General features: G+C 71.6%; 20 protein-coding genes. 16 read left to right on the top strand and 4 right to left on the bottom strand.

The annotated features are described in order from the left end of the window. Positions 1-46 precede the first annotated feature (46 nt). Positions 47-3,013 carry a beta-N-acetylglucosaminidase domain-containing protein gene (locus ACIGXX_RS20055; protein ID WP_399977605.1) on the top strand — a complete coding sequence of 989 codons (2,967 nt, stop codon included), beginning with the start codon at positions 47-49 and terminating at the stop codon, positions 3,011-3,013. A gap of 46 nt (positions 3,014-3,059) precedes the next feature. Here the strand turns inward: ACIGXX_RS20055 and ACIGXX_RS20050 are convergent, their stop codons facing one another. Next, a complete protein-coding gene (locus tag ACIGXX_RS20050; protein WP_190080400.1) occupies positions 3,060-3,596 on the bottom strand; it encodes an HNH endonuclease in 537 nt (178 codons plus the stop codon). 266 nt (positions 3,597-3,862) lie between these two features. On the opposite strand from ACIGXX_RS20050, the gene ACIGXX_RS20045 reads away from it, so the two are divergent. The 14 genes from ACIGXX_RS20045 (at position 3,863) to ACIGXX_RS19980 (ending at position 22,804) form a co-directional block, all read left to right on the top strand. After that, the gene (locus tag ACIGXX_RS20045) at positions 3,863-4,945 is read left to right on the top strand and encodes a mechanosensitive ion channel family protein (protein WP_351164515.1); all 1,083 of its coding nucleotides are present in this window, start codon (positions 3,863-3,865) and stop codon (positions 4,943-4,945) included. A 169-nt stretch (positions 4,946-5,114) separates the two neighbouring features. Beyond that, positions 5,115-6,278, top strand: a complete 1,164-nt coding sequence (locus ACIGXX_RS20040; RefSeq protein ID WP_351164517.1) for an ROK family transcriptional regulator — start codon at positions 5,115-5,117, stop codon at positions 6,276-6,278. 85 nt (positions 6,279-6,363) lie between these two features. Next, complete coding sequence (locus tag ACIGXX_RS20035; protein WP_399977325.1) at positions 6,364-7,704, top strand: ABC transporter substrate-binding protein; 1,341 nt, start codon at positions 6,364-6,366, stop codon at positions 7,702-7,704. A gap of 15 nt (positions 7,705-7,719) precedes the next feature. Then, positions 7,720-8,655, top strand: coding sequence for a sugar ABC transporter permease (locus ACIGXX_RS20030; RefSeq protein WP_351164520.1), 936 nt, complete (start codon positions 7,720-7,722; stop codon positions 8,653-8,655). 7 nt (positions 8,656-8,662) lie between these two features. After that, a complete protein-coding gene (locus tag ACIGXX_RS20025) occupies positions 8,663-9,571 on the top strand; it encodes a carbohydrate ABC transporter permease (RefSeq protein ID WP_351164521.1) in 909 nt (302 codons plus the stop codon). Between the two features lie 7 nt (positions 9,572-9,578). After that, positions 9,579-10,844 carry a 6-phospho-beta-glucosidase gene (locus ACIGXX_RS20020; RefSeq protein ID WP_351164523.1) on the top strand — a complete coding sequence of 422 codons (1,266 nt, stop codon included), beginning with the start codon at positions 9,579-9,581 and terminating at the stop codon, positions 10,842-10,844. Further along, positions 10,835-11,836 (top strand): N-acetylglucosamine kinase, encoded by a 1,002-nt coding sequence (locus ACIGXX_RS20015; RefSeq protein ID WP_399977319.1) that lies wholly within the window; start codon positions 10,835-10,837, stop codon positions 11,834-11,836. Before ACIGXX_RS20020 ends, ACIGXX_RS20015 begins: the two co-directional genes overlap by 10 nt. Before the next feature lie 269 nt (positions 11,837-12,105). After that, positions 12,106-13,572, top strand: coding sequence for a hypothetical protein (locus tag ACIGXX_RS20010; RefSeq protein ID WP_399977602.1), 1,467 nt, complete (start codon positions 12,106-12,108; stop codon positions 13,570-13,572). A 17-nt stretch (positions 13,573-13,589) separates the two neighbouring features. Then, positions 13,590-14,606, top strand: a complete 1,017-nt coding sequence (locus ACIGXX_RS20005; RefSeq protein WP_399977316.1) for a glutamate ABC transporter substrate-binding protein — start codon at positions 13,590-13,592, stop codon at positions 14,604-14,606. A gap of 39 nt (positions 14,607-14,645) precedes the next feature. After that, positions 14,646-15,965 carry a hypothetical protein gene (locus tag ACIGXX_RS20000; RefSeq protein ID WP_399977313.1) on the top strand — a complete coding sequence of 440 codons (1,320 nt, stop codon included), beginning with the start codon at positions 14,646-14,648 and terminating at the stop codon, positions 15,963-15,965. Next, positions 15,962-18,571 (top strand): tetratricopeptide repeat protein, encoded by a 2,610-nt coding sequence (locus tag ACIGXX_RS19995; protein WP_399977310.1) that lies wholly within the window; start codon positions 15,962-15,964, stop codon positions 18,569-18,571. Before ACIGXX_RS20000 ends, ACIGXX_RS19995 begins: the two co-directional genes overlap by 4 nt. Before the next feature lie 2 nt (positions 18,572-18,573). Next, positions 18,574-19,941 carry a PP2C family serine/threonine-protein phosphatase gene (locus tag ACIGXX_RS19990; protein WP_399977306.1) on the top strand — a complete coding sequence of 456 codons (1,368 nt, stop codon included), beginning with the start codon at positions 18,574-18,576 and terminating at the stop codon, positions 19,939-19,941. 93 nt (positions 19,942-20,034) lie between these two features. After that, positions 20,035-21,378 carry a VWA domain-containing protein gene (locus ACIGXX_RS19985; protein WP_361470157.1) on the top strand — a complete coding sequence of 448 codons (1,344 nt, stop codon included), beginning with the start codon at positions 20,035-20,037 and terminating at the stop codon, positions 21,376-21,378. Between the two features lie 103 nt (positions 21,379-21,481). Then, the gene (locus ACIGXX_RS19980; protein WP_399977302.1) at positions 21,482-22,804 is read left to right on the top strand and encodes an FHA domain-containing protein; all 1,323 of its coding nucleotides are present in this window, start codon (positions 21,482-21,484) and stop codon (positions 22,802-22,804) included. 33 nt (positions 22,805-22,837) lie between these two features. Here the strand turns inward: ACIGXX_RS19980 and ACIGXX_RS19975 are convergent, their stop codons facing one another. Next, on the bottom strand, positions 22,838-23,812 hold the full coding sequence (locus ACIGXX_RS19975; protein WP_366463728.1) for a methyltransferase domain-containing protein: 975 nt from the start codon (positions 23,810-23,812) through the stop codon (positions 22,838-22,840). 147 nt (positions 23,813-23,959) lie between these two features. Between ACIGXX_RS19975 and ACIGXX_RS19970 the strand changes: the two genes are divergently transcribed. Continuing rightward, positions 23,960-24,373 carry a globin gene (locus ACIGXX_RS19970; protein ID WP_351164534.1) on the top strand — a complete coding sequence of 138 codons (414 nt, stop codon included), beginning with the start codon at positions 23,960-23,962 and terminating at the stop codon, positions 24,371-24,373. Between the two features lie 121 nt (positions 24,374-24,494). Here the strand turns inward: ACIGXX_RS19970 and ACIGXX_RS19965 are convergent, their stop codons facing one another. Continuing rightward, positions 24,495-25,181, bottom strand: a complete 687-nt coding sequence (locus ACIGXX_RS19965; RefSeq protein WP_361470151.1) for a hypothetical protein — start codon at positions 25,179-25,181, stop codon at positions 24,495-24,497. Beyond that, the gene (locus tag ACIGXX_RS19960) at positions 25,178-25,624 is read right to left on the bottom strand and encodes a thioesterase family protein (protein WP_351164536.1); all 447 of its coding nucleotides are present in this window, start codon (positions 25,622-25,624) and stop codon (positions 25,178-25,180) included. Before ACIGXX_RS19960 ends, ACIGXX_RS19965 begins: the two co-directional genes overlap by 4 nt. Positions 25,625-25,628: the final 4 nt, after the last annotated feature.

The raw sequence follows: 25,628 nt of genomic DNA, 5'->3' as shown, positions 1-25,628 counted from the left end.
CGCACCACACGTGATCACCAGGACGAGGGACAACGAGGAGAGGGCCGTGCAACTGCGGCGCAGGAAAGGCGCGGCGGCCATCGCCGTCGCCGTCATCGCAGGCGCCCTCGGTGGCGCCCCCGGCGCCGTCGCCGCCCCCGGCCTCCCCGGAAAGCCCGGCACCCCCGCCACGTCCCCGGACGACGACCGGGAGAGCGACGGCACCCTCCCCCCGGTCTGGCCCCGCCCCCAGTCGATGACCGCGGCCGGTGCTTCGGTCACCGTCACGGACGAGGTCGTCCTTGCCACCGGCCAGGACCCGGACCCGTACGCCATGGACGCCCTGCGCACGCTCCTGCGCGACGCGGGCGCCCGCAGGATCACGGAGGTGAAGGACGCCGATCAGCTCCCCGCGGGGAGCGGGCGCCTCGTCGTCCGCGCCGACGGCGTGCGCGCCGACCAGGCGCTGCGCACCCTCGGCGCCCGTGCACGGGGCGACCTCCCGTCCGGCGGCTACCGCCTGGCGGTGGGCCGGATCGGCGGCCAGGACACCGTCGCCCTCGCGGGCGCGGGTGATGACGGCCTCTTCCACGGCGTGCAGACCCTGCGCCAGCTGATCACCAAGAGCGCAGGCGGCAGGAGCACCGTCCCCGGAATCCAGATCCGCGACTGGCCCGGCACGGCGGTGCGCGGCATGACGGAGGGCTTCTACGGCACTCCGTGGACCCGCGAGCAGCGCCTGGACCAGCTGGACTTCATGGGCCGCACGAAGCAGAACCGCTACCTGTACGCGCCCGGCGACGACCTCTACCGCCAGGCGCGCTGGCGCGAGCCCTACCCCGCCGACCAGCGCGCCGACTTCCGCGCCCTCGCCGAGCGGGCCGAGCGCAACCACGTGACGCTCGCCTGGGCCGTCGCCCCCGGCCAGGCCATGTGCATGTCGTCCGACAAGGACATCAAGGCCCTGAACCGCAAGATCGACGCGATGTGGGCCCTTGGCGTGCGCGCCTTCCAGCTTCAGTTCCAGGACGTCAGCTACAGCGAGTGGCACTGCGAGGCGGACGCCGAGGCCTTCGGGTCGGGGCCCGACGCCGCGGCGAAGGCGCAGTCCCGCGTCGCCAACGCCGTCTCCGCGCACCTGGCCGAGCGCCACCCCGGCGCGAAGCCGCTCTCGCTGATGCCCACGGAGTACTACCAGGACGGCTCCACCGAGTACCGCGACGCGATCGCGGACCGGCTCGACCACCGCGTCGAGGTGGCGTGGACCGGCGTCGGCGTGGTCCCCAAGACCATCACCGGGCGTGAACTGGCGGGCGCCCGCAAGGCGTTCGGCTCGCATCCGCTCGTGACGATGGACAACTACCCCGTCAACGACTTCGCGCAGGACCGTATCTTCCTGGGCCCCTACACCGGCCGTGAGCCCGCCGTGGCCACCGGCTCGGCCGCGCTGCTCGGCAACGCCATGGAGCAGCCCTCCGCGTCCCGCATCCCGCTGTTCACCGCCGCCGACTACGCCTGGAATCCCCGCGCCTACCGTCCCCACGAGTCCTGGCTCGCCGCGATCGACGACCTCTCGGGCGGCGACGCGAAGGCGCGGGGCGCCCTGCGGGCCCTCGCGGGCAATGACGCCTCCTCCGTGCTCGGCGCCGACGAATCGGCGTATCTGCGCCCGCTCATGGACGACTTCTGGCGCGCGCGCACGACGACGGACACCGCCCGCATCGGGAAGTCCGGGCAGGCCCTGCGGGACGCCTTCACCGTCATGAAGGAGGCGCCGCGGCGGCTCGCCGGCAGCGATCTCGACACCGAGGTACGGCCCTGGGTCGAGCAGCTGGCGCGCTACGGGGAAGCCGGCGAGACGGCGGTCGACATGCTGCGCGCGCAGTCCACCGGAGACGGCGCGGCAGCTTGGCGCGCCTCGCGCACCCTGGCCGGGCTCCAGAAGGACCTGAGGGCCGGCCGGGTGACCGTCGGCAAGGGCGTCCTCGCCCCCTTCCTGACGCGGTCGCAGAAGGCGTACGAGACGTGGGCGGGGCTCGACAGCGAGCAGGCGTCGGACCGCGCGACGGTCCGCATCCCGCGCGCCCGCCCCCTCACGGCGGTGACCGCGCTGACCGACCCCGGCACCAAGGGCAGCATCGAGGCCCACGTCCCGGGCGAGGGCTGGCGCCGCATCGGCGCCCTGTCCGTCAGCGGCTTCACCGAGGCCGAGCCCGCGAAGCCCGCCGGGCGGAAGGACTCCGCCCCCCGCGCCGACGCCGTGCGCGTCACGGTCACCGAGGGCACGGTCCGCCACGTCGTCCCCTGGTACGCCGACGCCCCCGAGGCCCGCTTCTCGCTGGCCCGCACCGAGGCGGACGTGGAGATCGGCGGCGGCCCGCAGCGGGTCACGGCGAAGCTGCTCTCCCTGCGCCCCGGCGACGTACAGGGCAAGGTCACGGCGGAGGCGCCCAAGGGCGTCGAGGTGCGCACCCCGGAGAAGTCGACGCTGCCGCGCGGCGCGCAGGTGGACGTCCCGCTCGACGTCACCGTCCCCGCGGGCACGCGTTCGGGGACGTACGAGATCCCGGTCACCTTCGAGGGCCAGACCAGGACGGTCTCGATCCGCGCCTACCCGCGCACCGGCGGGCGCGACCTGGCGCGCGGCGCGAAGGCGTCCTCGTCGGGCGACGAGACGAAGGACTTCCCGGCGTCCGGCGCCAACGACGGCGACCCGGCGACCCGCTGGTCCTCGCCGGTGGAGGACGGCGCCTGGTGGCAGCTGGAGCTCGACGAGCCGGTCAGGCTCGGCCAGGTCGTCCTGCGCTGGCAGGACGCGTACGCGGCGGGCTACCGCGTGCAGACCTCCGCCGACGGGAAGACCTGGCGCACGGCGGCGACCGTGAAGGACGGCAAGGGCGGCCGCGAGGCGGTCCGCATGGACGCCCGTGACACCCGCTACATCCGGGTGCAGGGCGACAAGAGGGCCACGCGCTTCGGCTACTCGCTCTGGTCGGTGGAGGCCTACGCGGTCGCCACGGCCGCCGACGAGTGACGGAGGCCGTGGCGCGTCTCACGTACAACAGAGCCCGGATCGATTCCTAGGCGGAAATGCCATCGATCCGGGCCATCGCGTCGTCCGCGCCGAACGGCTGCAAGTACGGCAGCCAGCGCGGATCCCTGTGCCCGGTCCCGATGATGCGCCACGCGAGCCCCGAGGGCGGCGCGGGCTTGTGACGCAGGCGCCACCCCAGCTCCAGGAGATGGCGGTCCGCCTTGGTGTGGTTGCAGCGGCGGCAGGACGCCACCACGTTCTCCCAGGCGTGCTGACCGCCACGGCTCTTCGGAATGACGTGGTCGACGCTGGTTGCGACGCCACCGCAGTACATGCACCGACCGCCGTCGCGGGCGAAGAGCGCCCGCCTGGTCAGAGGAACGGGCCCCCTGTAAGGGACCCGGACGAACCGCTTGAGGCGGACCACGCTGGGTGCGGGGACGGTGCGCGTTGCGCTGTGCATGAAGGCGCCGGATTCCTCGAGGCAGAGAGCCTTGTTCTCCAGGACGAGGACGAGCGCGCGGCGGAGCGGTACGACACCCAATGGCTCGTACGACGCATTGAGGACCAGGACGTGCGGCACGGATGCCTCCTATTACGCCGGCGGCGCGTGGCTCGCGCCGGGACGATCTGTAGCCAGTCTCCCCTCATGCCTGGTCCAAGCGCCACCATGTGCCGGTAACGGGCTCGGAGTGTTTTCGACCACACCTGTGCGACACCCTCATCTTCCCCAGGTGAGCACTGTCTCTCCCTCGAACATGACAACGATCCACACACAATGCCCCGTTAGTGTGGTGACTCTGCCCGGTGCATCTCCTGGGCAGGCCGCTATGCCTGGAGGTACCTGCCGTGTTCCTGTCCGTCCTGTCAGCAGCCGGAACGGACCCGGACGACAAGACGACGCCGAAGTCCCCGACCTTGGAAGACGCCCAGGAGAGCGCGACGAACGCCGCCAGCTGGGTCGAGCAGAACTGGTCGGCGTGGCTGGGCATCGGGCTCCGCATCCTGCTGATCGTCGCGGTCGCCGTCGTCCTTCGCGTGGTCATCCGGCGTTCCATCACCAAGCTCATAGATCGCATGAACCGCACGGCGCAGTCCGTGAACGGCACGGCGCTCGGCGGGCTCCTCGTGAACGTGGAGCGCCGCCGCCAGCGCTCCCAGGCCATCGGCTCGGTGCTGCGCTCGGTGGCGTCGTTCCTGATCCTGGGCACGGCCGCCCTGATGATCCTGGGCACGTTCCAGATCAACCTCGCCCCGCTGCTCGCCTCGGCGGGTGTCGCGGGTGTGGCGATCGGTTTCGGCGCCCGCAACCTGGTCACGGACTTCCTCTCCGGCGTCTTCATGATCCTGGAGGACCAGTACGGCGTGGGTGACTCGATCGACGCGGGCGTGGCGTCCGGCGAGGTGATCGAGGTCGGCCTGCGCGTGACCAAGCTGCGCGGCGACAACGGCGAGATCTGGTACGTCCGCAACGGCGAGGTCAAGCGCATCGGCAACCTCAGCCAGGGCTGGTCCACGGCGGGCGTGGACGTCACGGTCCGCCCGGACGAGGACCTGGAGAAGGTGCAGGCGAAGCTGATCGAGGTCGGCGAGGCCATGGCCAAGGACGAGCCGTGGAACGAGCGCCTCTGGGGCCCGGTCGAGGTGCTCGGCCTGGACAGCGTGCTGCTCGACTCGATGGTCGTCAGGGTGTCGGCGAAGACCATGCCGGGCAACGCCCTGGGTGTGGAGCGCGAGCTGCGCTGGCGCATCAAGCGGGCCTTCGACGAGGCGGGCATCCGCATCGTGGGCGGCCTCCCGCTGCAGGCGACGGAGGAGGCCGCGGCCGATCCGTCGGCGGGCGTCGCGGCGCCCTCGGCGTACGCGTCGGCGACCTCGCCGCAGTCGCTCGCGGCCTCGCCGATAGCGCCGCCGCCGAACCTGTCGAAGTAGGACCGCCCGGCCCCAGCCGCACCCCGTGCAACGCCACGCCCCCGCAGGTAACGACTTGGTTGCCGCGGGGGCGTTCGCTATTGACGCCTCATTCACGCCAGCCGTACGGTCCTCACGAATTGGAAAGTTTCCTAACAGTTAACCGGGCAGCCGAAGGACAGGGGTCGTCATGGCAGCAGCAGGCAGCACTCCTGGGACCCCGGGCACGCCGAGCGTCCTGCGCGCGATGAACGACCGGGCAGTGCTCGACCTCCTCGTCGCGCACGGCCCCCTCACCCGCACCCGCATCGGTGAGCTGACCGGGCTCTCCAAGCCCACCACCTCGCAGCTCCTGGGACGCCTGGAGAGCGCGGGCCTCGTGCACACCACCGGCAGCCTCAGCGGACGCCCAGGCCCCAACGCCCTGCTGTACGAGATCGACCCGGGCGCCGGACACGTCGCCGCGCTCTCCGCCGACCCCACCGGGATCACCGCGCTCGTCGCCGACATCACCGGCACCGTCCTGGGCCAGGCGCGCGTCGAGGCGGACGCCGTGGCCGAGGACGTGCGCCACCGCACCGCGCAGCTGGTCACCGAGGCCGTCGACGAGGCGCTGCGCCAGGCGGGCCTGGGCCACGACGACCTGCGGGCGGCGGTGATCGGCACCCCCGGCGCCATCGACCCGCAGACGGGTGAACTGCGGTACGCCCCGCACCTGCCCGGCTGGCACTCGCGGACGCTGCGCGACGATCTCGCCGCCGTCCTCGGCACGCCCGTGGTCATCGAGAACGACGTGAACCTGGCGGCCGTCGCCGAGCAGTACGAGGGCGCCGCCCAGGACAACGACAACTACGTCCTGACCTGGCTCGACGAGGGCGTCGGCGCCGCCATCGTGCTCGGCGGCACCCTGCTGCGCGGCGCGACCGGCGGCGCGGGCGAGATCGGCTACATGCCGCTGCCGGGCGCGCCGCTGGTGCGCGGCGGCGCGCAGAGCGGCGACGGCGGCTTCGAGAGCCTCGTCTCCGCCTACGTCGTGCGTGAACTCACCGGCGGCGGCGCGACGTTGGACGAAGTCATGGCCGACGACACCGCGCTCGACGAGGTCGCGCGGCGCATCGCCACCGGCATCGCCGCGGTCGTCGCCGTCGTCGACCCCGAACTCGTCGTGCTCTCCGGCTCGGTGGCCCAGGCGGGCGGCGACAAGCTGCGCGTCAGGGTCGAGGAGGAGCTGACCGGGCTCGCGCTGCCCCGGCCGCAGATCCGCATCAGCGAACTCGACGGCGACCCCATCCTGACCGGCGCCCTGCGCTCGGCCCTCACCCAGGCCCGCGACCAGGTCTTCGACACGGCCTGAGCACGTCCCGCACTCCCGCAGTCCTCCCCAGTCCTCCCCAGTCCTCCCGCACCTCAACTCCCCTCCCCCGTAAAGGAAGTCCGCCATGCCGCGATGGCGCATGCCCACCTGCGCGTCCGCGGCGCTCGCCGCAGCCGGTCTCTTGCTCTCCGGCTGCGCCAACCCGAGCGTCGGCAGCGCGAACGACGACCCGACCAAGCCGGTCACCCTGAAGTTCTGGCACGGCTGGTCGACGCCCGGCGAGGTCAAGGCCGTCAACGACAGCATCGACCGCTTCGAGAAGCTGCACCCGAACATCAAGGTGAAGGCCACCGGGAACGTCTCCGACGAGACCGTCAACCAGGCCCTGCGGGCGGGCGGCGACAAGGCCCCTGACGTGGTGTCGTCCTTCACCACCAACAACGTGGGCCAGTACTGCGAATCCGGGATGTGGGCGGACCTCGATCCGTTCATGAGGAAGACCGGCCTCGACAAGCACAAGGTCTTCCCCAAGACCCTGCTCGACTACACGAGTTACCGGGGCACGCAGTGCGCCCTGCCGCTGCTCGCGGACGCCTTCGGGATGTACTACAACAAGGACGCCTACAAGGAGGCGGGCATCGAGCGCCCGCCGCGCACGATGTCCGAGTTCGAGAAGGTCGCGAAGAAGCTGACCGTGCGCAGCGGCAGGAACGGGTACAAGCGCGTCGGGTTCATGCCCAGCTTCCGCTTCTACCAGAACAGTCCGGACCGCCTCTTCGCACAGTGGGGCCCCGCGTACTTCGACGCCGAGGGCAAGTCGCGCCTGGCGAAAGAGCCCTCGACGTACAAGTTCTTCAAGACGACCGGCCGACTCGCCGCCGCGCAGGGCGGGTTCAACGATCTCGAGAAGTTCCGGATGACCTTCGGCGACGAGATGTCCAGCCAGAACGCCTTCCTGACCGGCAAGGTGGCCATGCTCCTGGACGGTGAGTGGCGCGGTCTGATGCTGGACGAGGCGAAGGCGGACTTCGACTGGGGCGTGGCGCCGCTGCCCGTCCCCGACGACCAGGCCGACACCTACGGGCGCGGCTTCATCACCGGCACCGTCGCCGGGATCGCGCACAGCAGCAAGCACCAGAACGCCGCGTGGGAGCTGGTGAGGTTCCTGACCGCGGACACCGACCAGGTCGTGAACTTCGCGAACGCCATCCACAACGTGCCCTCCACGTTCGCGGCGCTCAAGTCGCCGCGCCTGGACGCCGATCCGGCCTTCCGGGCCTTCTTCGACATCCTGGAGAACAAGCACAGCAAGGCCCTGCCGCCCTCCGTGAACGGCGGCGCCTACGTCGTCTCGCTCGGGGACTTCTCGTACGCCGTCGAGGCCGGCCGCGTGGGTGATCTGCGAGGGCGCCTGAAGAAGCTCGACGAGCAGATAGACGCCGACAACCTCCAGTCGAAGAGCTGAGCTGAGGACCCCGCCATGGCACTTTCCCTCTCCAACCCGGCGCGCCGCAGACTGCGCACGATCGGCTTCCTCTCCCCCTGGCTCGTCGGCTTCAGCGTCTTCTTCGCCTACCCGCTGATCGCCACCGTCTACTTCTCGTTCATGCACTACAACCAGATCAAGGAGCCCACCTTCGTGGGCCTGCGGAACTGGACGTACGTGTTCGAGCAGATGCCCCTGTTCGGCCCGGCCCTGTGGAACACCCTCTGGCTGGTGGTGGTCATGGTGGCCGTGCGGGTGGTCTTCGGACTCTCGCTCGGACTGCTCGTCACGAAGATCAAGACGGGCGCCGGCTTCTTCCGCACCGCCTTCTACATCCCGTACCTCGCCCCGCCGGTGGCCGCCACCGTCGCCTTCGTCTTCCTGCTCAACCCGGGCACGGGCCCGGTGAACGAGATCCTCGGCTCGATCGGGATCTCCGGGCCCAACTGGTTCAACGACCCGGACACCGCCAAGCCCTCGCTCGTGCTGCTCTCCCTGTGGGGCATCGGCGACCTGATGGTGATCTTCATGGCGTCGCTGCTCGACGTGCCGAAGGAGCAGTACGAGGCCGCGGACCTGGACGGCGCGGGGTCCTGGTCCAAGTTCCGCTACGTGACCTGGCCCGCGATCACGCCGATCGTGATGTTCGCGGTGGTCACGGGCGTCGTGCAGACCATGCAGTACTACACGCAGGCCCTGGTCGCGGGGAAGGTCGCCTCCGGCGTCAACATCGGCCCCGGCTCGGTGATCCAGCCCGGCTACCCGGACCACTCGACCCTCACGGTCCCCCAGCTCGTCTACTCGATGGGCTTCCAGAACTTCAACACCGGTGCCGCGTGCGTGCTCTCGCTCGTGCTCTTCGCCATCGCCATGGCCGTCACGCTGCTCCTGATGCGCAAGCGCTCCGGACTGCTCGCGGCGGAGGACTGAGGATTCCATGACCACCACGACACTCAGCGCGCCCAAGACGGCGCCCGAACGCACCGCCCCGCTCCGGGGCCCCGCCGCCGCCCGCGCCCGCCGCAAGCGCGTCCTGCACTGGATCGCCGTGCACAGCGTGGCGATAGCCGTCGCGCTGCTCTTCGTCCTGCCGTTCGTCTTCGTCTTCCTGACGTCGGTGATGAGCGACTCGCAGGCCATGAGCGGCGACCTGTGGCCCGACTCCTGGCACTGGGAGAACTACAAGACCGTGTTCGAGACGCCGGGCTTCCTGGACTGGTGGCGCAACTCGCTCATGTACGCGGGCCTGGGCACCCTCTTCACCGTCTGCTCGGCGATCCCCGTGGCGTACGCGCTGGCCAAGTTCCGCTTCCGCGGCCGGCGCGCCGCGATGCTCCTGGTCATCTCGACGATGATGCTGCCGCCGCAGGTCATCGTGATCCCGATGTACCTGGTGTGGGCACAGCAGTTCCACCTGTCGGGCACGCTGTGGCCGCTGATCATCCCGATGGCGTTCGGCGACGCGTACTCGATCTTCCTGCTCCGCCAGTTCCTCCTGACGATCCCCAAGGAGTACATCGAGTCGGCGAAGGTCGACGGGTGCGGCGAGTTCCGCACCATGGTCAAGATCGTCGTGCCGATGGCCAAGCCCGGCATCGCCGCCATCGCGCTCTTCCAGTTCTTCTACTGCTGGAACGACTACTTCGGGCCGCAGATCTACGCGGCCCAGAACCCCGGCGCCTGGACGCTGAGCTACGGCCTCGAGTCGTTCAAGAGCGCCCACGCCGTCAACTGGAACATGACGATGGCCGCGACGCTGCTCGTGATGGCGCCGGTCATCCTCGTCTTCTTCTTCGCACAGAAGGCCTTCGTCGAAGGCGTCACCCTCACCGGAGTAAAGGGCTAGCACCGATATGAAGCTCGCAGTGGTCGGCGGAGGGTCGACCTACACACCCGAACTCATCGACGGATTCGCACGGTTGAGGGACACCCTGCCGATCGAGGAACTCGTCCTCGTCGACCCCGCGGCCGACCGTCTCGAACTCGTCGGCGGGCTCGCCCGCCGCATCTTCGCCAAGCAGGGGCACCCCGGCCGCATCGTCACCACCTCCGACGTGGACGCGGGCGTCGCGGACGCCGACGCGGTCCTGCTCCAGCTGCGCGTCGGCGGCCAGGCGGCCCGCAACCAGGACGAGACGTGGCCCCTGGAGTGCGGCTGCGTCGGCCAGGAGACCACCGGCGCGGGCGGCCTCGCCAAGGCCCTGCGCACCGTGCCGGTCGTCCTGGACATCGCCGAGCGCGTACGGCGCACGAACCCGAACGCCTGGATCATCGACTTCACCAACCCGGTCGGCATCGTCACGCGCGCGCTGCTCCAGGCCGGTCACAAGGCCGTGGGCCTGTGCAACGTGGCGATCGGCTTCCAGCGCAAGTTCGCCAGGCTGCTCGACGTCGCGCCGGGCGAGGTGCACCTCGACCACGTGGGGCTCAACCACCTGACGTGGGAGACGGGCGTACGGCTCGGGGGCCCGGACGGCGCCGACATCCTGCCCAAGCTCCTCGCCGAGCACGGCGCCGCGGTCGCCGAGGACCTGCACATGCCGCGCGAGATCGTCGACCGGCTCGGCGTCGTGCCCTCGTACTACCTGCGCTACTTCTACCAGCACGACGCGGTGGTCGAGGAGATGCGGACCAAGCCCTCGCGGGCCTCGCAAGTGGCCGCGATGGAACGCGAGTTGCTGGAGATGTACGGCGACCCGACGCTCGACGAGAAGCCGGAGCTGCTCGCCAAGCGCGGCGGCGCCTTCTACTCGGAGGCGGCCGTGGACCTGGCGGCCTCGCTGCTGGGCAACGGCGGCAGCCCCTACCAGGTGGTGAACACCGTCAACAACGGCACGCTGCCGTTCCTACCGGACGACGCCGTCATCGAGGTGCAGGCCACGGTCGACGGCAAGGGCGCCAAGCCGCTCGCCGTGCCGAAGCTGGACCCGCTGTTCGCCGGGCTCGTCGCCAACGTCACCGGCTACGAGGACCTGGCCCTGCAGGCCGCGCTGCACGGCGGCCGCGACCGCGTCTTCAAGGCACTGCTGGCCCACCCGCTGGTCGGCCAGTACGCGTACGCCGAGCAGCTCACCGACCGGCTGATCGCGCACAACCGGGAGCACCTGGCGTGGGCGTGAGCACGAGCGTGCTCGCGATCGACGCGGGCAACAGCAAGACCGACGTCGCGGTGGTCGCGGCCGACGGCAGGGTCGTCGGCGCGGCACGCGGCGGCGGGTTCCAGCCGCCCCTGGTCGGCGTCGAGGCCGCGGTGGACATCCTCCAGGAGGCGGTGACGCGGGCCCTGGCCGAGGCGGGCCTCGACTCCGTGGGGCACGTGTCCGCCTGCCTGGCCAACGCCGACCTGCCCGTCGAGGAACGGGAGTTGGCCCAGGCCCTGCGCAGGCGGGCGTGGGGCCCCTCGGTCGACGTGCGCAACGACACCTTCGCCATCCTGCGGGCCGGTCTCCTGGAGGACGCCGAGCCGCGGGGCGTGGCCGTGGTGTGCGGCGCGGGCATCAACTGCGTGGGCATGCTGCCCGACGGGCGCACCGCGCGCTTCCCCGCCATCGGCCGGATCTCCGGCGACTGGGGCGGCGGGGGCGGCCTGGCCGAGGAGGCGCTCTGGTTCGCGGCGCGGGCCGAGGACGGCCGCGGCGACGCGACCGCGCTGCGCGAGACGCTGCCCGCGCACTTCGCCCTGCCCTCCATGTACGCGCTGATCGAGGCGCTGCACCTGGGCGCCATCGCCCCGATCCGCAGGCACGAGCTGACGCCGGTGCTCTTCGCCACGGCGGCGGCGGGCGACACGGTGGCGCGCTCGCTGGTGGACCGGATGGCCGACGAGGTCGTCGCCATGTCGACCGTGGCCCTGGACCGCCTCGGCCTGCTCGGCGAGGTGGCCCCGGTGCTGCTCGGCGGCAGCGTCCTGGCCGCCCGCCACCCGCAACTGGACGAACGCGTCCGTACGTTGCTGGCCGAGCGGGCACCCAAGGCGGTGGCCCGGGTGGTCGTCGCCCGTCCCGTGCTGGGCGCCGCGCTGCTCGGTCTCGACCAGGTGGGAGCGCCCACCGAGGTGCACGCGCGCGTGCGGGGACACTACGAGGGGGACGTGGGAGTCTTGGGCGGCTGAGTCCTCGGCGCGCGGTTCATCGGCCCGGGAGGGAACCGAACCGTACTGAATCGCGTATTCAAGGGCAGGGGCGGTGTGCGATCTTCGCGGGATCCGGACAGGGGAGTCCAGACACGGTGATCCAGACACGATGATCCGAACAAGATCCAGTCAATGCCTGTGCGGATGTCCGTCCCTGCGGCGATACTTGCGGCCGTGCACTTCTTCCCGCGCCGCGCACGCCGGGCGGAAGTGAACGTCCGATGACCAAGGGGGAGGTCGAGGTCGAGGTGACATACCCGCCGAACGGCAGCGCCGCGCCGCCGGGACAGGCCGCGCCGACGATGCCCACCGTCCCGCCTCAGGCGGGTCCGGGCTCCGCGGCACCCGTGCCGGCGCCGAACGCGGCGCCCCGGCGCCCCGCGTGGATCGAGGGACGCGACCGGCTGCGCGTGGCGGCGACGACGGAACCGGGCAAGCTGCGGATCATCGGCGCCGTCCTCGCGCTGCTCGTCGTGGCGTTCGGCGCCGTCACCACCTGGCAGATGACCGACCGCTCGGACGCCGCGAGCAGCGTCCTGAACCGCAGCCAGCCGCTGAGCGACGACGCGGCGGCCATCTACCGCTCCCTCGCGGACGCCAACACCGCTGCCTCCAGCGGCTTCCTGGCGGGCGGTCAGGAACCGGCCGACGTGCGCAAGCGGTACACCGACGACATCGAGCGCGCCTCCGAGAAGCTGGCGAACGCCGCGTCGAACGCGGGCGCGGGCTCGTCGGCCGCCGACTCGGTGAGCAAGCTGAACAAGCTCCTCCCGGAGTACACCGGCCTGATCGAGCGGGCCCGCGCGAGCAACCGCCAGGGCCTCCCCCTGGGCGGCGCCTATCTGCGGTACGCGAACGACAAGATGCAGACCGAGATGCTCCCGGCCGCCGAGCAGCTCTACACCGTGGAGAAGGAGCGGCTGAACGCGGACTACGACGACGCGAAGCCCTATCCCTGGCTCGCCATCGCCCTCGGTCTGCTCGCGCTCGGCGCCCTGTTCTGGGCCCAGCGCCGCAACTACCGCAGGACGAACCGTGTGTTGAACCACGGCCTGGTCGCCGCGACCGCCGCGTCCACGATCGTCCTGCTCTGGCTCGTCGCCGGGCACACCTTCGCGCGCTCGGGGCTCAACGACTCGTACGACCACGGCGTGAAGTCCCTGAACGTCCTGAACGACGCCCGCATCAGCTCGCTCAAGGCCCGCAGCAACGAGAACCTCACGCTGGTCAGCCGCGGCGCGGAGACCGTCGAGGTCGGCCCCGCGGACAAGAAAGAGATCAAGGACAAGTTCGACGTCGACTACCAGGCGCAGATGAAGCAGCTCGGCAGCGCCGACAGCGGGCTGCTCGGCAAGGCCGTGGACATCGCCGACAACGAGGCGGGCAAGAACCCGGTCAAGGCCGCCGCGGACAACGTGTCGGTCTGGAAGGACCGGCACAAGACCGCGCGGGACAGCGACGACGCGGGTGACTACAAGGGAGCGCTCGCCAAGGTCGTCGGCGACAAGAGCGACGAGCCCACCGGTGAGTGCTTCGACAATGTCGACAAGGCACTCGAGAGGGCGCTGGGGCATGAGCGGGCCGAGTTCGAGCAGGCGGCGAAGGACGGCAAGGGAGCGATGAGCGGGCTCCCGGTGGGCGCCGCCGTGCTCGCGGTGCTCGCCGCGGCGGGCGCGGTGCTCGGCATCGGGCGCAGGCTGTCGGAGTACAGGTGAGAGGGGGCGAGCGGACGATGCGTACGCGAGGACTGGCGAGGCTGCGCGGCTGGGGCGGAGCTGCCGCCATGGCGGTGGCCTGCGCGCTCACGGGCTCCCTCGTGCTTGCGCTGCCGGAGGCGGGCAGCGCGGTCAAGTCCGACGGCGAGGTCAAGGGCCGGTCCGCCCAGGGCTCCGCCGCGGCCGCTCCCGCGCGCGCCGAGGAGTGCGAGAGCCCCGAGGCGAGCCTGTCGCCCGACGACAAGGACGGCCCGACGATCGAGGCCATCCGCGACCGCAAGGTCAAGAAGCTCATCGTCGGCGTCGACCAGAACAGCTACCGCTGGGGCTATCGCGACCCGAACAAGAAGACGGCGACGCTCGAAGGCTTCGACATCGACCTCGCGCACAAGATCGCCGAGGAGATCCTCGGCGACCGCGACGCCGTGCTGTTCCGCGCCATCCCCACCAACCAGCGGGTCAAGGCCATACAGACCGGCCAGGTCGACATGGTCGTGCGGACGATGACCATCACCTGCGAGCGCGAGAAGGACGTCACGTTCTCCACCGCCTACTTCAAGACGGGTCAGCAGGTCCTCGCCCCCAAGTCCTCGGACATCACCGGGTTCGACGACACACTGGACGGCAAGAAGGTCTGCTCGGCGAAGGGTTCCACGGCGCTCACGAAGCTGGGGGAGCTCAAGAAGAAGAAGACCATCGACGCCGACATCGCGACCACGGTCCCGAACCAGCTCGACTGTCTGGTGCGGCTCCAGCTCGGCGAGGTGGACGCCGTGGTGACCGACAGCGCCCTCGCCGCGAGCCAGGCGGCACAGGACCCGACGATCGAACTCAAGGGCGACGCACCGCTGAACACCGAGTACTACGGCGTGGCGATGAAGAAGCCGGAGAAGGGCGAGGACGACCTGGTGCGCCGGGTCAACCAAGTCCTGGAGGACTACCGCGAGAGCGGCTGGCAGAAGTCGTACGACAACTGGCTCAAGCCGGCCCTCGGCGAATCGGCGGGACCGCCCGCACCGAAGTACAGCGACTGAGCCGGACGTGCACAGCAACGCAGAGCGGAGAGGTGATCGATGAGCGTCGCGGGACCCCCCGGTCCTGTGATGGACCGGGACGAGGTGGACCGTGCGCTGGCGCGGCTCGACGCAGAGCACGAGGCGATCGAGACCTCGCTCCTCGCCCTTCAGGATCACGCGGGCCGCCGGCTCCTCGAAGGTGCCGGTCTCACCGGCACCACCCAGGAGCGCTGGCAGTCCACCGAGCAGCGGATCACCCTCCTGTGGGCGTACTTCGACGCGTACGCGGCCGCGCTGCGCACCGCGCACGAGGTGCGGGCCCGCAGACGCTGGCCCAACAGGGACGACCTGGTGGAGCTGACCGAACTCCTTCGCGGTGAGAGCGTCACCGTCGCCGGCGGCGCCGCCCCCGCGCCGTCGGCCTCGATCACCGGCCCGGCCAAGCTCACCGAACGCTTCACGCTCATCGAGCTCGTCGCGCGGATGAACGACCTGTACGCGCACTCGCTCGACATGGTCGTCGCCGCCGACGCGGTCTGGTCCGCGCTGCCCGCCCGGATAGACCTCCTGGCCGCCGAACTGCACCGCACCCGCCAGCTGGCCCACTCCGTGGGAGTGCGTCCCGGCGAGCACCCGGCGGGTGACGACCTGGAGCGGATCACGGCGGAGCTGACCCTCCTGCGCGAGCAGGTGATCTCCGACCCGCTGGCCTTCTGGCAGCCCGCGCAGGGCAGTTCGGCCCCGGGCGGCGGCCGGCCGCACACCGAGCGGTACGACCGCGAGGCCCGCGCCCTGGAGGACGTGCGCCGCGAGATCGACGCGGTGCTCACCGTCCGGCAGGACGCGGAGCTGCGCCTGGGCAGGCTGCGGGACGTGCTCTCGCGCGCGGACCGCACGCTGGCCGAGGCACGCTCCGCGCGCGGCGAGGTCCTCGCCAAGATCGCCGCGTCCGAGGTGCCCGCCGTCAGCGGCCCCTCGACCGCGCTCCAGGAGCAGCTGGCCATGGCGTCCGACTACCGCAGGCACGCCCAGTGGCACCGGCTCTCCCCGCTCCTTGAGTCCCTGGAGGAGAAGGCCGAGGACGAACTGATGCGCGCCCGCGAGTCGTTGACCGCCGTCACGCAGCCCCTGGCGGTCCGCGCGGAGCTGCGCGGCCGTCTTGACGCGTACAAGGCGAAGGTCGCCCGGCTCGGCCACGCGGAGGACCCGCTCCTGGTCGAGCGGTACGACGCGGCGCGCCGGATGCTGTGGAGCGCGCCCTGCGATCTGCGCGTCGCCGAACAGGCGGTGCTTCGTTATCAGCAGGCGGCCGCCGAAGTCCTTGCACCGAGGGTGCCGCAACAGGGCGGTCCCACCGACCGGAGGGGGGAAGCATGAGTGAGCAGCGGAAGTGCCAGCGACCCGGATGCACAGGGTCGTACGAGGACGTGGGCGGCGGCGAGCTGTACTGCGACACCTGCGGCCTGGCCCCGGTCGTCTCGCCGACCGGCATGGTGTCCTCTCCCCCGACCGGCATCACCGGCGGCGCCAAGAGCGCGGGCAGCAGCAGCTCCCGGTCCAGTTCGCGCGCCTCGTCGCGTTCCTCACGGTCCCAGTCCTCGCGCCGTTCGGTGTCGGGGCGGCTCTCGCGCTCGCTGTCGGGCAGCTCGACGTCCCGCTCGGTCTCGGTGCGCAGCTCGGGCTCGGGTGCGGGTACATCGGCCCGCAGCAGGCTGGGCGTGGGCCTGGTGCTCGTACCCGAGGTGCCGCGCCCCGATCCGCGCCAGGCGGTGCAGGAGAACCCCGAGGTCCCCGAGCGCAAGCGGTTCTGCTCACGCTCCGACTGCGGGGCGCCGGTGGGCCGCGCGCGCGGGGACCGGCCCGGCCGCACCGAGGGGTTCTGCACCAAGTGCGGCCACCCGTACTCGTTCGTGCCGAAGCTGACCGCGGGCGACATCGTGCACGGTCAGTACGAGGTCGTGGGCTGTCTGGCGCACGGCGGCCTCGGCTGGGTCTATCTCGCCGTCGACCGCGCGGTCTCCGACCGCTGGGTGGTCCTCAAGGGCCTGCTCGACACGGGCGACCAGGACGCGATGGCCGCCGCGATCTCCGAGCGCCGCTTCCTCGCCGAGATCGAGCACAGCAACATCGTGCGGATCTACAACTTCGTCGAGCACCTCGACCAGCGCACGGGCTCCATGGACGGCTACATCGTCATGGAGTACGTCGGCGGCAAGTCCCTCAAGGAGATCGCCAACGAACGCCGCACGGCGCAGGGCAAGCGCGACCCGCTGCCCGTCGAGCAGGCCTGCGCGTTCGGCATCGAGGCCCTGGAGGCCCTGGGCCATCTGCACAGCCGCAATCTCCTGTACTGCGACTTCAAGGTCGACAACGCCATCCAGACCGAGGACCAGCTCAAGCTGATCGACATGGGCGCGGTCCGCCGCATGGACGACGACGAGTCGGCGATCTACGGAACGGTCGGCTATCAAGGCCCCGAAGTCGCCGAGCTTGGCCCGTCGGTGGCCTCCGACCTGTACACGGTGGCGCGCACCCTTGCCGTGCTCACCTTCGACTTCCAGGGCTACACGAACGTCTTCGTGGACTCCCTGCCGGACCCCGACAACATCGAGGTCTTCCGTACGTACGAGTCGTTCTACCGCCTCCTCGTGCGCGCCACCGACCCGGACCCGGCCCGCAGGTTCGCCTCCGCCCAGGAGATGGCGGAGCAGCTCACGGGCGTCCTGCGGGAGGTCGTGGCCCTCCAGACGGGCAAGCCGCGGCCCGCGCTCTCGACGCTGTTCGGGCCCGAGGTGAAGGTCACGGACACGGAGCTGTTCGCCGAACTGACCGGTGACGTCTCGCAGTTCGGCGTACGGGTGCTGCCCACCGGCCGGCGCGGGGCCCGCGCCGAGCTGACGGCGGGCGAGGGCAACGGCACCGGCACCGGTACCGGCACCCCGGCGATCACCGCACCGCCCGTGCCGCCCGCCGCCGCGCCGGCCCGGATCGTCCGCTCTCTCGACGCCGCCGCGACGGCGCTCGCCCTGCCGGTGCCGCGCGTGGACCCGAACGACCCGAACGCCGGGTTCCTAGCGGGCCTGCTGGCGTCCGCTCCCGCCGAGCTGATCACCGCGCTGCGGGCCGCGCCCACCGACTCCGTGGAGCTGCGGCTGCGCGGGCTCCGTGCCCGCCTGGCCATGGGTGAACCGGGCTCCGCGGCGCAGGCGTTGACGGAACTGGAAATACAGCATCCGGACGACTGGCGGGTGGTCTGGTACCGCGGCGTGGCCTCGCTGGCGACCGGTGACCACGAGAACGCGGCGCTGTCCTTCGACGCCGTGTACGACGCGTTCCCCGGCGAGCCCGCGCCCAAGCTGGCCCTCGGCGTCTGCGCGGAGGTCCTGGAGCAGCTGGACAACGCGGCCGAGTACTACCGCCTCGTATGGACCACCGACCCGAGCTATGTCAGCGCGGCGTTCGGCCTGGCCCGGGTGCAGCTCGCGGCGGACGACCGGCGCGGTGCCGTGCAGACCCTGGAGTCGGTGCCCGAGGCCTCGATCCACTACACGGCGGCGCGTGTCGCCGCGGTGCGGGCCAGACTGCGGCACCGTATGACATCGGCCACCGCGCCGTCGGCCGGCGGCTCCTTCGCCGGCTTCCTCGACGATCTGACGGCGGCGGCGGGCCAGGTGGAGGCCCTCGCGGGCTTCGGCCTGGACGCCGTACGCCGTGAGCGACTCTCCACCGAGGTCCTCGGTACCGCGTTGGACTGGGTACTCTCCGGTAGGCACCCTGGTCACGCCTCCGCTCCACCGGCAGCACCCGCTGCACCGGCGGGCGGCTCGCGGACCGTGCTGCTCGGCAGCGACCTGGACGAGCGCGGCCTCAGGTTCGGCCTGGAGCGCTCGTACCGAACGCTTGCCCGGCTCGCACAGGGTGGCGAGGAAAGGATCGAACTGGTGGAGCGGGCCAACCGTTTCCGCCCTCGGACGTGGGTGTGAAGATGTCGCAGATGCACCAGCAGACTGCCGGGGCGAGTTCCACGTGCCCCGGCTGCGCAGAACCGCTGGAATCGGGTGACCTGTTCTGCGGCGCGTGCGGGTACGACCTGTCGGCGCAGCCGGTGGGGTCGGACGACCACCCCACCGTCGTGATGAACGGCTCGTCGTCCGCGCCACCGCCGGACGCGTCGTCGCAGTGGCCCATCGCACCGGACGTGGACAGCTCCGACATGCCGGTGCCCGCGCACCTGCCCACCGACCTGCCGGTCACGGAGTCGTCGGGCGGCGAGCTCTCCCCGAACGCGGGCACCACGCGGGGCTCGGGAGACGTACGCACCGACGCCCCCGTCCCGCCGCCCGCCGAGCCGGACGAGTACCCGCTGCCCGCTCCCGGCGCCCCGCCGGAGCCCGCCGACCCCCGTGCGGTCCTGGCCGACCCGACGCCGCCCGCGGGCACCAAGCTCTGCGTGGCGTGCCGTTCGGGCCGCGTCGACCCGGACGGCTACTGCGAGAACTGCGGGCACGCCCAGCCGCGCGAGCGCGACCACATGGAGCAGGAGCTCGACGCGGTGGCCGCGGTCAGCGACCGGGGCCTGCGCCACCACCGCAACGAGGACGCGTTCGCGATCTCCTCGGCGGCGCTGCCGGACGGTTCCCCCGCCGTCGTCGCGATCGTCTGCGACGGCGTCTCGTCCGCGACCCGCCCCGACGAGGCCTCGCTCGCCGCGACCCGCGCCGCCAACGAGTCGCTGCTCGCCGCCCTGCCGCGCGGCACGCACCCGCAGCAGGCCATGCACGACGCGATCCTGGCGGCGGCCGACGCCGTCAACGCCCTTGCCGCGGAGCCCACTCAGGCCAGGGAGCACTCACCGCACCAGAACGCGCCCGCGTGCACGCTCGTCGGCTCGATCATCGCCGGAGGCCTCCTGGTCGTCGGCTGGGTCGGCGACAGCCGCGCCTACTGGGTCCCCGACGACCGCAGCGGCCCGACCGTCCGGCTCACCGAGGACGACTCGTGGGCCGCGCAGATGGTCGCCGCGGGCCTGATGAACGAGGCGGAGGCGTACGCCGACGAGCGCGCGCACGCCATCACGGGCTGGCTCGGCGCCGACGCGTACGAACTGGAGCCGCACACCGCTTCCTTCAAGCCGGACCGTGCGGGTGTAGTGGTGGTGTGCACCGACGGGCTCTGGAACTACGCGGAAGCGGTGGAGGACATGGCACGGGCCGTCCCCGTCGATTCCGCCCTGCGCCCGCTGCACAGCGCCCAGGTCCTGGTCGGGCACGCACTGGACGGCGGGGGCCACGACAACGTAACAGTGGCGATTCTGCCGTTCCGTGTGGTGCCGCAAGGGGCAGGATCGGCCTAGCGGAGGCCCCCGGCAACGGGGGGCCGGCCACGCGCACTTGTCACCCACCGGCTTGGGGAAGCCGGTGGGAACGTCTAGGGGGAGCAGAGATCCATGGCCAACTTCTCGAAGTCGAACGTGCCGCAGTTCTCGGTCGACGTCTATCAGAACGAGTACATGGCGGAGGGCGCCCGCGAGGTCAACGCGATCGCCACGGTCACCTCGACCGGCGGCGGCACGGTGGGGGCCGCGGTGAGCGCCCCGCACCTCTACTCGGCGGGGCAGACCCCGGACGCGGCCGTGGCGATCATGGTCGACTGTTCCGGCTCGATGGACTACCCGCCGACGAAGATGCGCGGCGCGCGCGACGCCACGTCCGCCGCGATCGACGCCGTACGTGACGGAGTCCACTTCGCGGTGATCGGCGGCACCCATGTCGCCAAGGAGGTCTACCCGGGAGGCGGCCGTCTGGCGGTCGCCGACGCGCGGACCCGGGAGCAGGCCAGGCAGGCCCTGCGCAAGCTCAGCGCGGGCGGCGGCACGGCGATCGGCACCTGGCTGCGCCTGGCCGACCGGCTGCTGTCCTCGGCCGACGTCTCGATACGGCACGGCATCGTGCTGACGGACGGCCGCAATGAACACGAGTCACCCGAGGACCTGCAGGCCTCCCTGGACGCGTGCGCGGGCCGCTTCACCTGCGACGCCCGCGGTGTCGGCACCGACTGGGAGGTCAAGGAGGTCACCGGCATCGCCTCCGCGCTGCTCGGCACCGCCGACATCGTCGCCGACCCCGCGGGCCTGTCCGCCGACTTCACGCAGATGATGGAGGCGGCCATGGGCAAGGAGGTCGCCGACGTCAGCCTGCGGGTGTGGACGCCGATGGGCGCGGAGATCAAGTTCGTCAAGCAAGTGGCACCCACGGTCGAGGAGTTGACCGACCGGCGCACGCAGGCGGGACCGCGCGCCGGCGACTATCCCACCGGGTCCTGGGGCGACGAGTCCCGCGACTACCACATCTGTGTCGAGGTGCCGAACGCCGAACTCGGCCAGGAGATGCTCGCGGCCCGCGTCTCACTGATCGTGCCGCAGCCGGACGGCAGCGCCCAGACGCTCTCGCAGGGCCTGGTGCGGGCCGTGTGGACGGACGACATGGCCGCCTCCACGTCGATCAATCCGCAGGTGGCGCACTACACCGGCCAGGCGGAACTGGCCCAGGTGATCCAGCAAGGGCTCGATGCGCGCAAGTCGGGCGATATGGACGGAGCAACGGCCAAACTGGGGCGTGCCGTTCAGCTCGCCAGCGCCTCGGGCAACGAGGACACCGCGAAGCTGCTTTCGAAGGTGGTCGACGTGGTCGACGCCGTGGCAGGTACTGTTCGATTGAAGGCGAGGGTCGCCGAGGCCGACGAGATGACTCTCGAGACGCGGTCCACGAAGACTGTTCGCGTGAAGAAGTAGCACCACAAGCAGCACCAGAAGTAGCACCACCCATACTCGTTAGTAGCCCCACCAGCAGCACGTACGGCCCTTGGGCCGGAGAAGGAGAGGGGGAAGCGCCGACATGCCGACCTGCCCGAACGGACACCAGTCGGGTTCCGACGACTGGTGCGAGGTCTGCGGTCACCGCATGGCCGGTGCCGTACCGCCGCCTCCGCCGCCGCCCCCGGCCGCTCCCGGCTACGGCTACCCGCCGCCGGGCCCCGGCCAGGACCCCGGATACTCCCAGCCCGGCCCCGGCCAGGACGGCGGGTACGGATACCCCCAGCAGGCCCCCGGTCGACCGCACCTGTCGGCCGTGCCGGAGCAGGCCGCCGAGGCCGAGCTCTGCCCGCAGTGCCGCACGCCCCGCGAGGCGAACGCGCCGTTCTGCGAGGAGTGCCGCTGGAACTTCCTGACGAACACGGCGACCTCGTACACCCCGGCCGCCCCGCACCCGCCCGCGCCGAACCCGGCGCAGCAGTTCCAGCAGCCGCCCGGCCAGCAGTCCCCCGGCACCCGGCCGGGCCAGGACCCGTTCGGGTACCAGGGCTCGCGGCCCTCGCAGATGAACCGGCCCGCCGAGCCGATCCCGCCGTTCGGCAACGGAAACGGCGACGGCAACCCGTCCGGTCAGGTGCCCCCGCCGTACAGCGGCGGCGAGGCGCCCCTGCCGCCCTACAACGGCGGCGACCAGTCGGGGCGGCCCCCGCAGGCGTTCCAGCAGCAGGGTCCGCCGGCGCCGCCCGCGTTCCCGCAGGAGACGGGGACTCCGCCGCCTCCGCAGCAGCCCGGTCCCGGCGGTCCCTTCGGTGCCGGTGACGACTGGGTGCTCCCGCCGCCCTCGTCGTCCACGCCGGGCCCCGGTGCTCCGCAGGCTCCCGAGCAGGGCGACTGGGGCCAGCAGCCCGGCCAGCAGCAGCCTGGCCAGCAGCCGCAGCAGACGCAGGCGCCGCAGGGTCCTCCCGGCTATCAGGCGGTGCCCGGTCCCAGCACCGGCACGGTCTCCTGGTCGGCGACGATCGGTCCGGACCGCGAGTACTTCATGGCGATGATGCACCGCAGCGGTCCCGAGGCGTCGGGCCTGAACCTGCCCGCGTACTCGCCCGAGCAGCAGCGCCCGCTGGCCGGCAACCAGATCACCATCGGCCGCCGCAGGCACTCCACCGGAGACACCCCGGACATCGACCTGTCGGTGCCGCCGGAGGACCCCGGCGTATCGCACCAGCACGCGGTCCTGGTCCAGCAGCCCGACGGCAGCTGGGCGGTCGTCGACCAGAACTCGACCAACGGCACCACGGTCAACAACGGCGAGGAGCCCATCCAGCCGTTCGTCCCGGTGCCGCTCCAGGACGGCGACCGGGTGCACGTGGGCGCCTGGACGACGATCACCATCCGGCACAGCTGAGGATGAGGGCCGGGTCACACCGGCCCCGGGGGCTCAAACCAGGGGCCAGGCGTACGGCCCTTCGGGGTCGTCAAGCCAGGCCCACTCGTGCGGCCCCCGGACGGTGACCCCGAACCGCTCGCGCACCGGCCGGTCCTCGCGCTGCCACAGGGCGAGGGCCTCGTAGGGGTCGAGGCTCCCGGCCGTCAGCTCCAGCAAGAAGCGGAAGAGCTCGTTCTGCAGGGCCTTGCGCGGCAACCCCCCGAGGTGCTGCTCGCGCGAGGCCCTTCCGCTGCCCCCGCGCAGCGGCACGAAGTACGCGGGGGTGTGCAGGAAGCGGCCTTCGGCGTGCTCGGCGTCCACCACCGTCAGCGCGATCAGGCCGGTGGCCAGCGGGGCCAGGATGCGGGCGCCGGGGCGGCACTGGGCCAGCCAGGGGCGCGGCACGGAGGCCAGGGTGCAGGTCGCGATGATCCGGTCGTACGGTGCGCGCTCGGGGCACCCCGCGGTCCCGTCACCCGTGACGACGGCCGGGTGGTAGCCGGCGGCCGTGAGGTGCCGCCGCGCGGACTCGGTGATCTCCGGGTCCAGGTCGACGGTGGTGACGTGCTCGTCGCCGAGCCGGTGGGCCAGCAGGGCCGCGTTGTAGCCGGTGCCCGCGCCGATCTCCAGGACGTCGCAGTCCCCCTCGCGCAGATCCAGCTCGTCCAGCATCTTGGCCATCAGGGAGGGCTGGCTGCTGGACGAGAGCAGCTCTCCGTCGCGTACGCGGGTGGCGAGCGGGGCGTCCGCGTAGGCGCCGCGCAGCCAGCGTGCCCGGCGTGCGGGGTCGGGGTCCTCGCCCCAGAGCCGTTCGTGGCCGCCACCCGACGAGGCCACGTAGTAGTACGGGACGAACAGGTGGCGCGGGACCTGCTCGAACGCCGCACGCAGCTCGGGGTCCCGCGTCCAGGCGCCGCTGGCCTCGATCTCACGGACCAGGGCGGCTCCGGCCTCCGCGGCGAGAAGAGGGTCGACTGTGGGTCCCATACAGCCACTGTGCTGCGCCATCGCCCGCGATGCGAGCGGCAGAACGTACCGATCGGGAGGAGATCGGTCCCTAAGTGGAGGAGATCAGTCCCGGTTCGGAGGAGATCAGTCCTAAGTCTTCCGTCCTCGGCCGCACCGTCTGAGACCATGGACGGTGTGAAAGAGATCCCGCGCGGCACGCTTCAGGAGCAGACCTTCTACGAACAGGTCGGCGGCGAGGAGACCTTCAGGCGCCTGGTGCACTTCTTCTACCAGGGGGTCGCGGAGGACCCGCTGCTGCGACCGATGTACCCGGAGGAGGATCTGGGCCCTGCCGAGGAGCGCCTCGCGCTGTTCCTGATGCAGTACTGGGGCGGCCCCCGCACCTACAGCGACAACCGCGGCCACCCCCGGCTGCGGATGCGCCATGCCCCGTTCACCGTCGACAGGGCCGCGCACGACGCGTGGCTGAAGCACATGCGGACCGCCGTCGACGAGCTGAAGCTCTCCGAGGAGCACGAGCGGACGCTGTGGAACTACCTGACGTACGCGGCCGCCTCCATGGTCAACTCCGAGGGCTGACGGCTCTCCCCGCTCCCCCGGACGTCCGCGCCTGCGGCCTGGGCACGCCTCGCGCGCCACGGGTCGCGGGCGGCCCCGGACCTGCGGACGGGGCGGACGGTCGTGTGGGGGACGCGGACCGTTAGGCCGGCGTCACCGAGAGCCCGCCGACCCCGGCCCGACGCACGGCGATCGACCCGTAGCTCGTGCGCAGCCGCAGCCACGGCCCGGACGACAGCAGGTCGAGCGAGTCACCCCGCAGAAAACCCAGGGCCTGGGCGGCGTGCGCGGCCCGCACGGGCAGGCCCGTGTCCCCGATGGTGCGGGACCAGATCTCGCGGCCCAGCTGGTCGAGCTCCGCCCGGACCCGCCGCTCCTGCGGCAACTCCTCGACGCGGGACTTGAATTCGGCGACCGCGGCCGCCACGAGACGCCGCACCTCGTCCGCCGACGGAAGCCCCTGCTCCGGCTGCCAGCCGCCCCGCGACGGCAGGATTCCGGCCCACGGCGGCCCGGTGACGGCCTGCGGCACGTCGACCACACCCGCCGCGGCGACGGAGTCCGCCGACTCCCCCACGGATTCGAGGAGTTCACCGGCGGAGACGGTGACATCGAGCGAGGCGTCGAGCCCGTGCTCGTACGGCTTCGCGAGCCGGGCCGTACGGATGGCGAGCACTTCGAACGACGGCGGCCTGCCGAACACGGCGAGCGTGTCGCCCGCCGCCTGCAACCGGACCGCGGCAGCCTTGTCGTAGTGGATGAGCCGGGCCAGGAAGGCGGCGAGATCCCCCGCCTCCCCGGCATCGGCGAAGTGCAGCTGCGCCGTCATGCGACGAGCGCCTCCGAACCTCCGGCGACATCGCCGTCGTCGTCCATGTAGGTCAGGAGCATGGCCTTCTCCTCGGCGGTGATCCGCCGCGGCCGCTGCGCCTCCAGGTTGAACGGGACGACGATCGTCGTGGCCCGCACGTACACCTGCTCGGGGTCCTTGACCTCGTACGAGATGGAGAGCGAGGCAGCGCCTATCTTCGTCACCCACGACTCGATGGTCACCGGCGCGTGCCGGTGGACCAACGGCCGTACGTAGTCGATCTCGTGGCGGGCCACGACGGACCCGCCCGAGAACGACGGGCTGCCGTCCCCCGGTGCGAGGCGGAACATGAAGTCGATCCGCGCCTCTTCCAAGTACCGCAGGAAGACGACGTTGTTGACGTGCCCGAAGGCGTCCATGTCCGACCATCGGAGGGGGCAGCTGTAGATATGCCGACTCATGTCA

This window comes from Streptomyces sp. NPDC055243 (genome assembly GCF_044544025.1).
GTDB lineage: Bacteria > Actinomycetota > Actinomycetes > Streptomycetales > Streptomycetaceae > Streptomyces.
The sequence above is the reverse complement of the archived record's forward strand: the minus strand, read 5'-3'. Positions and strand labels throughout refer to the sequence as shown.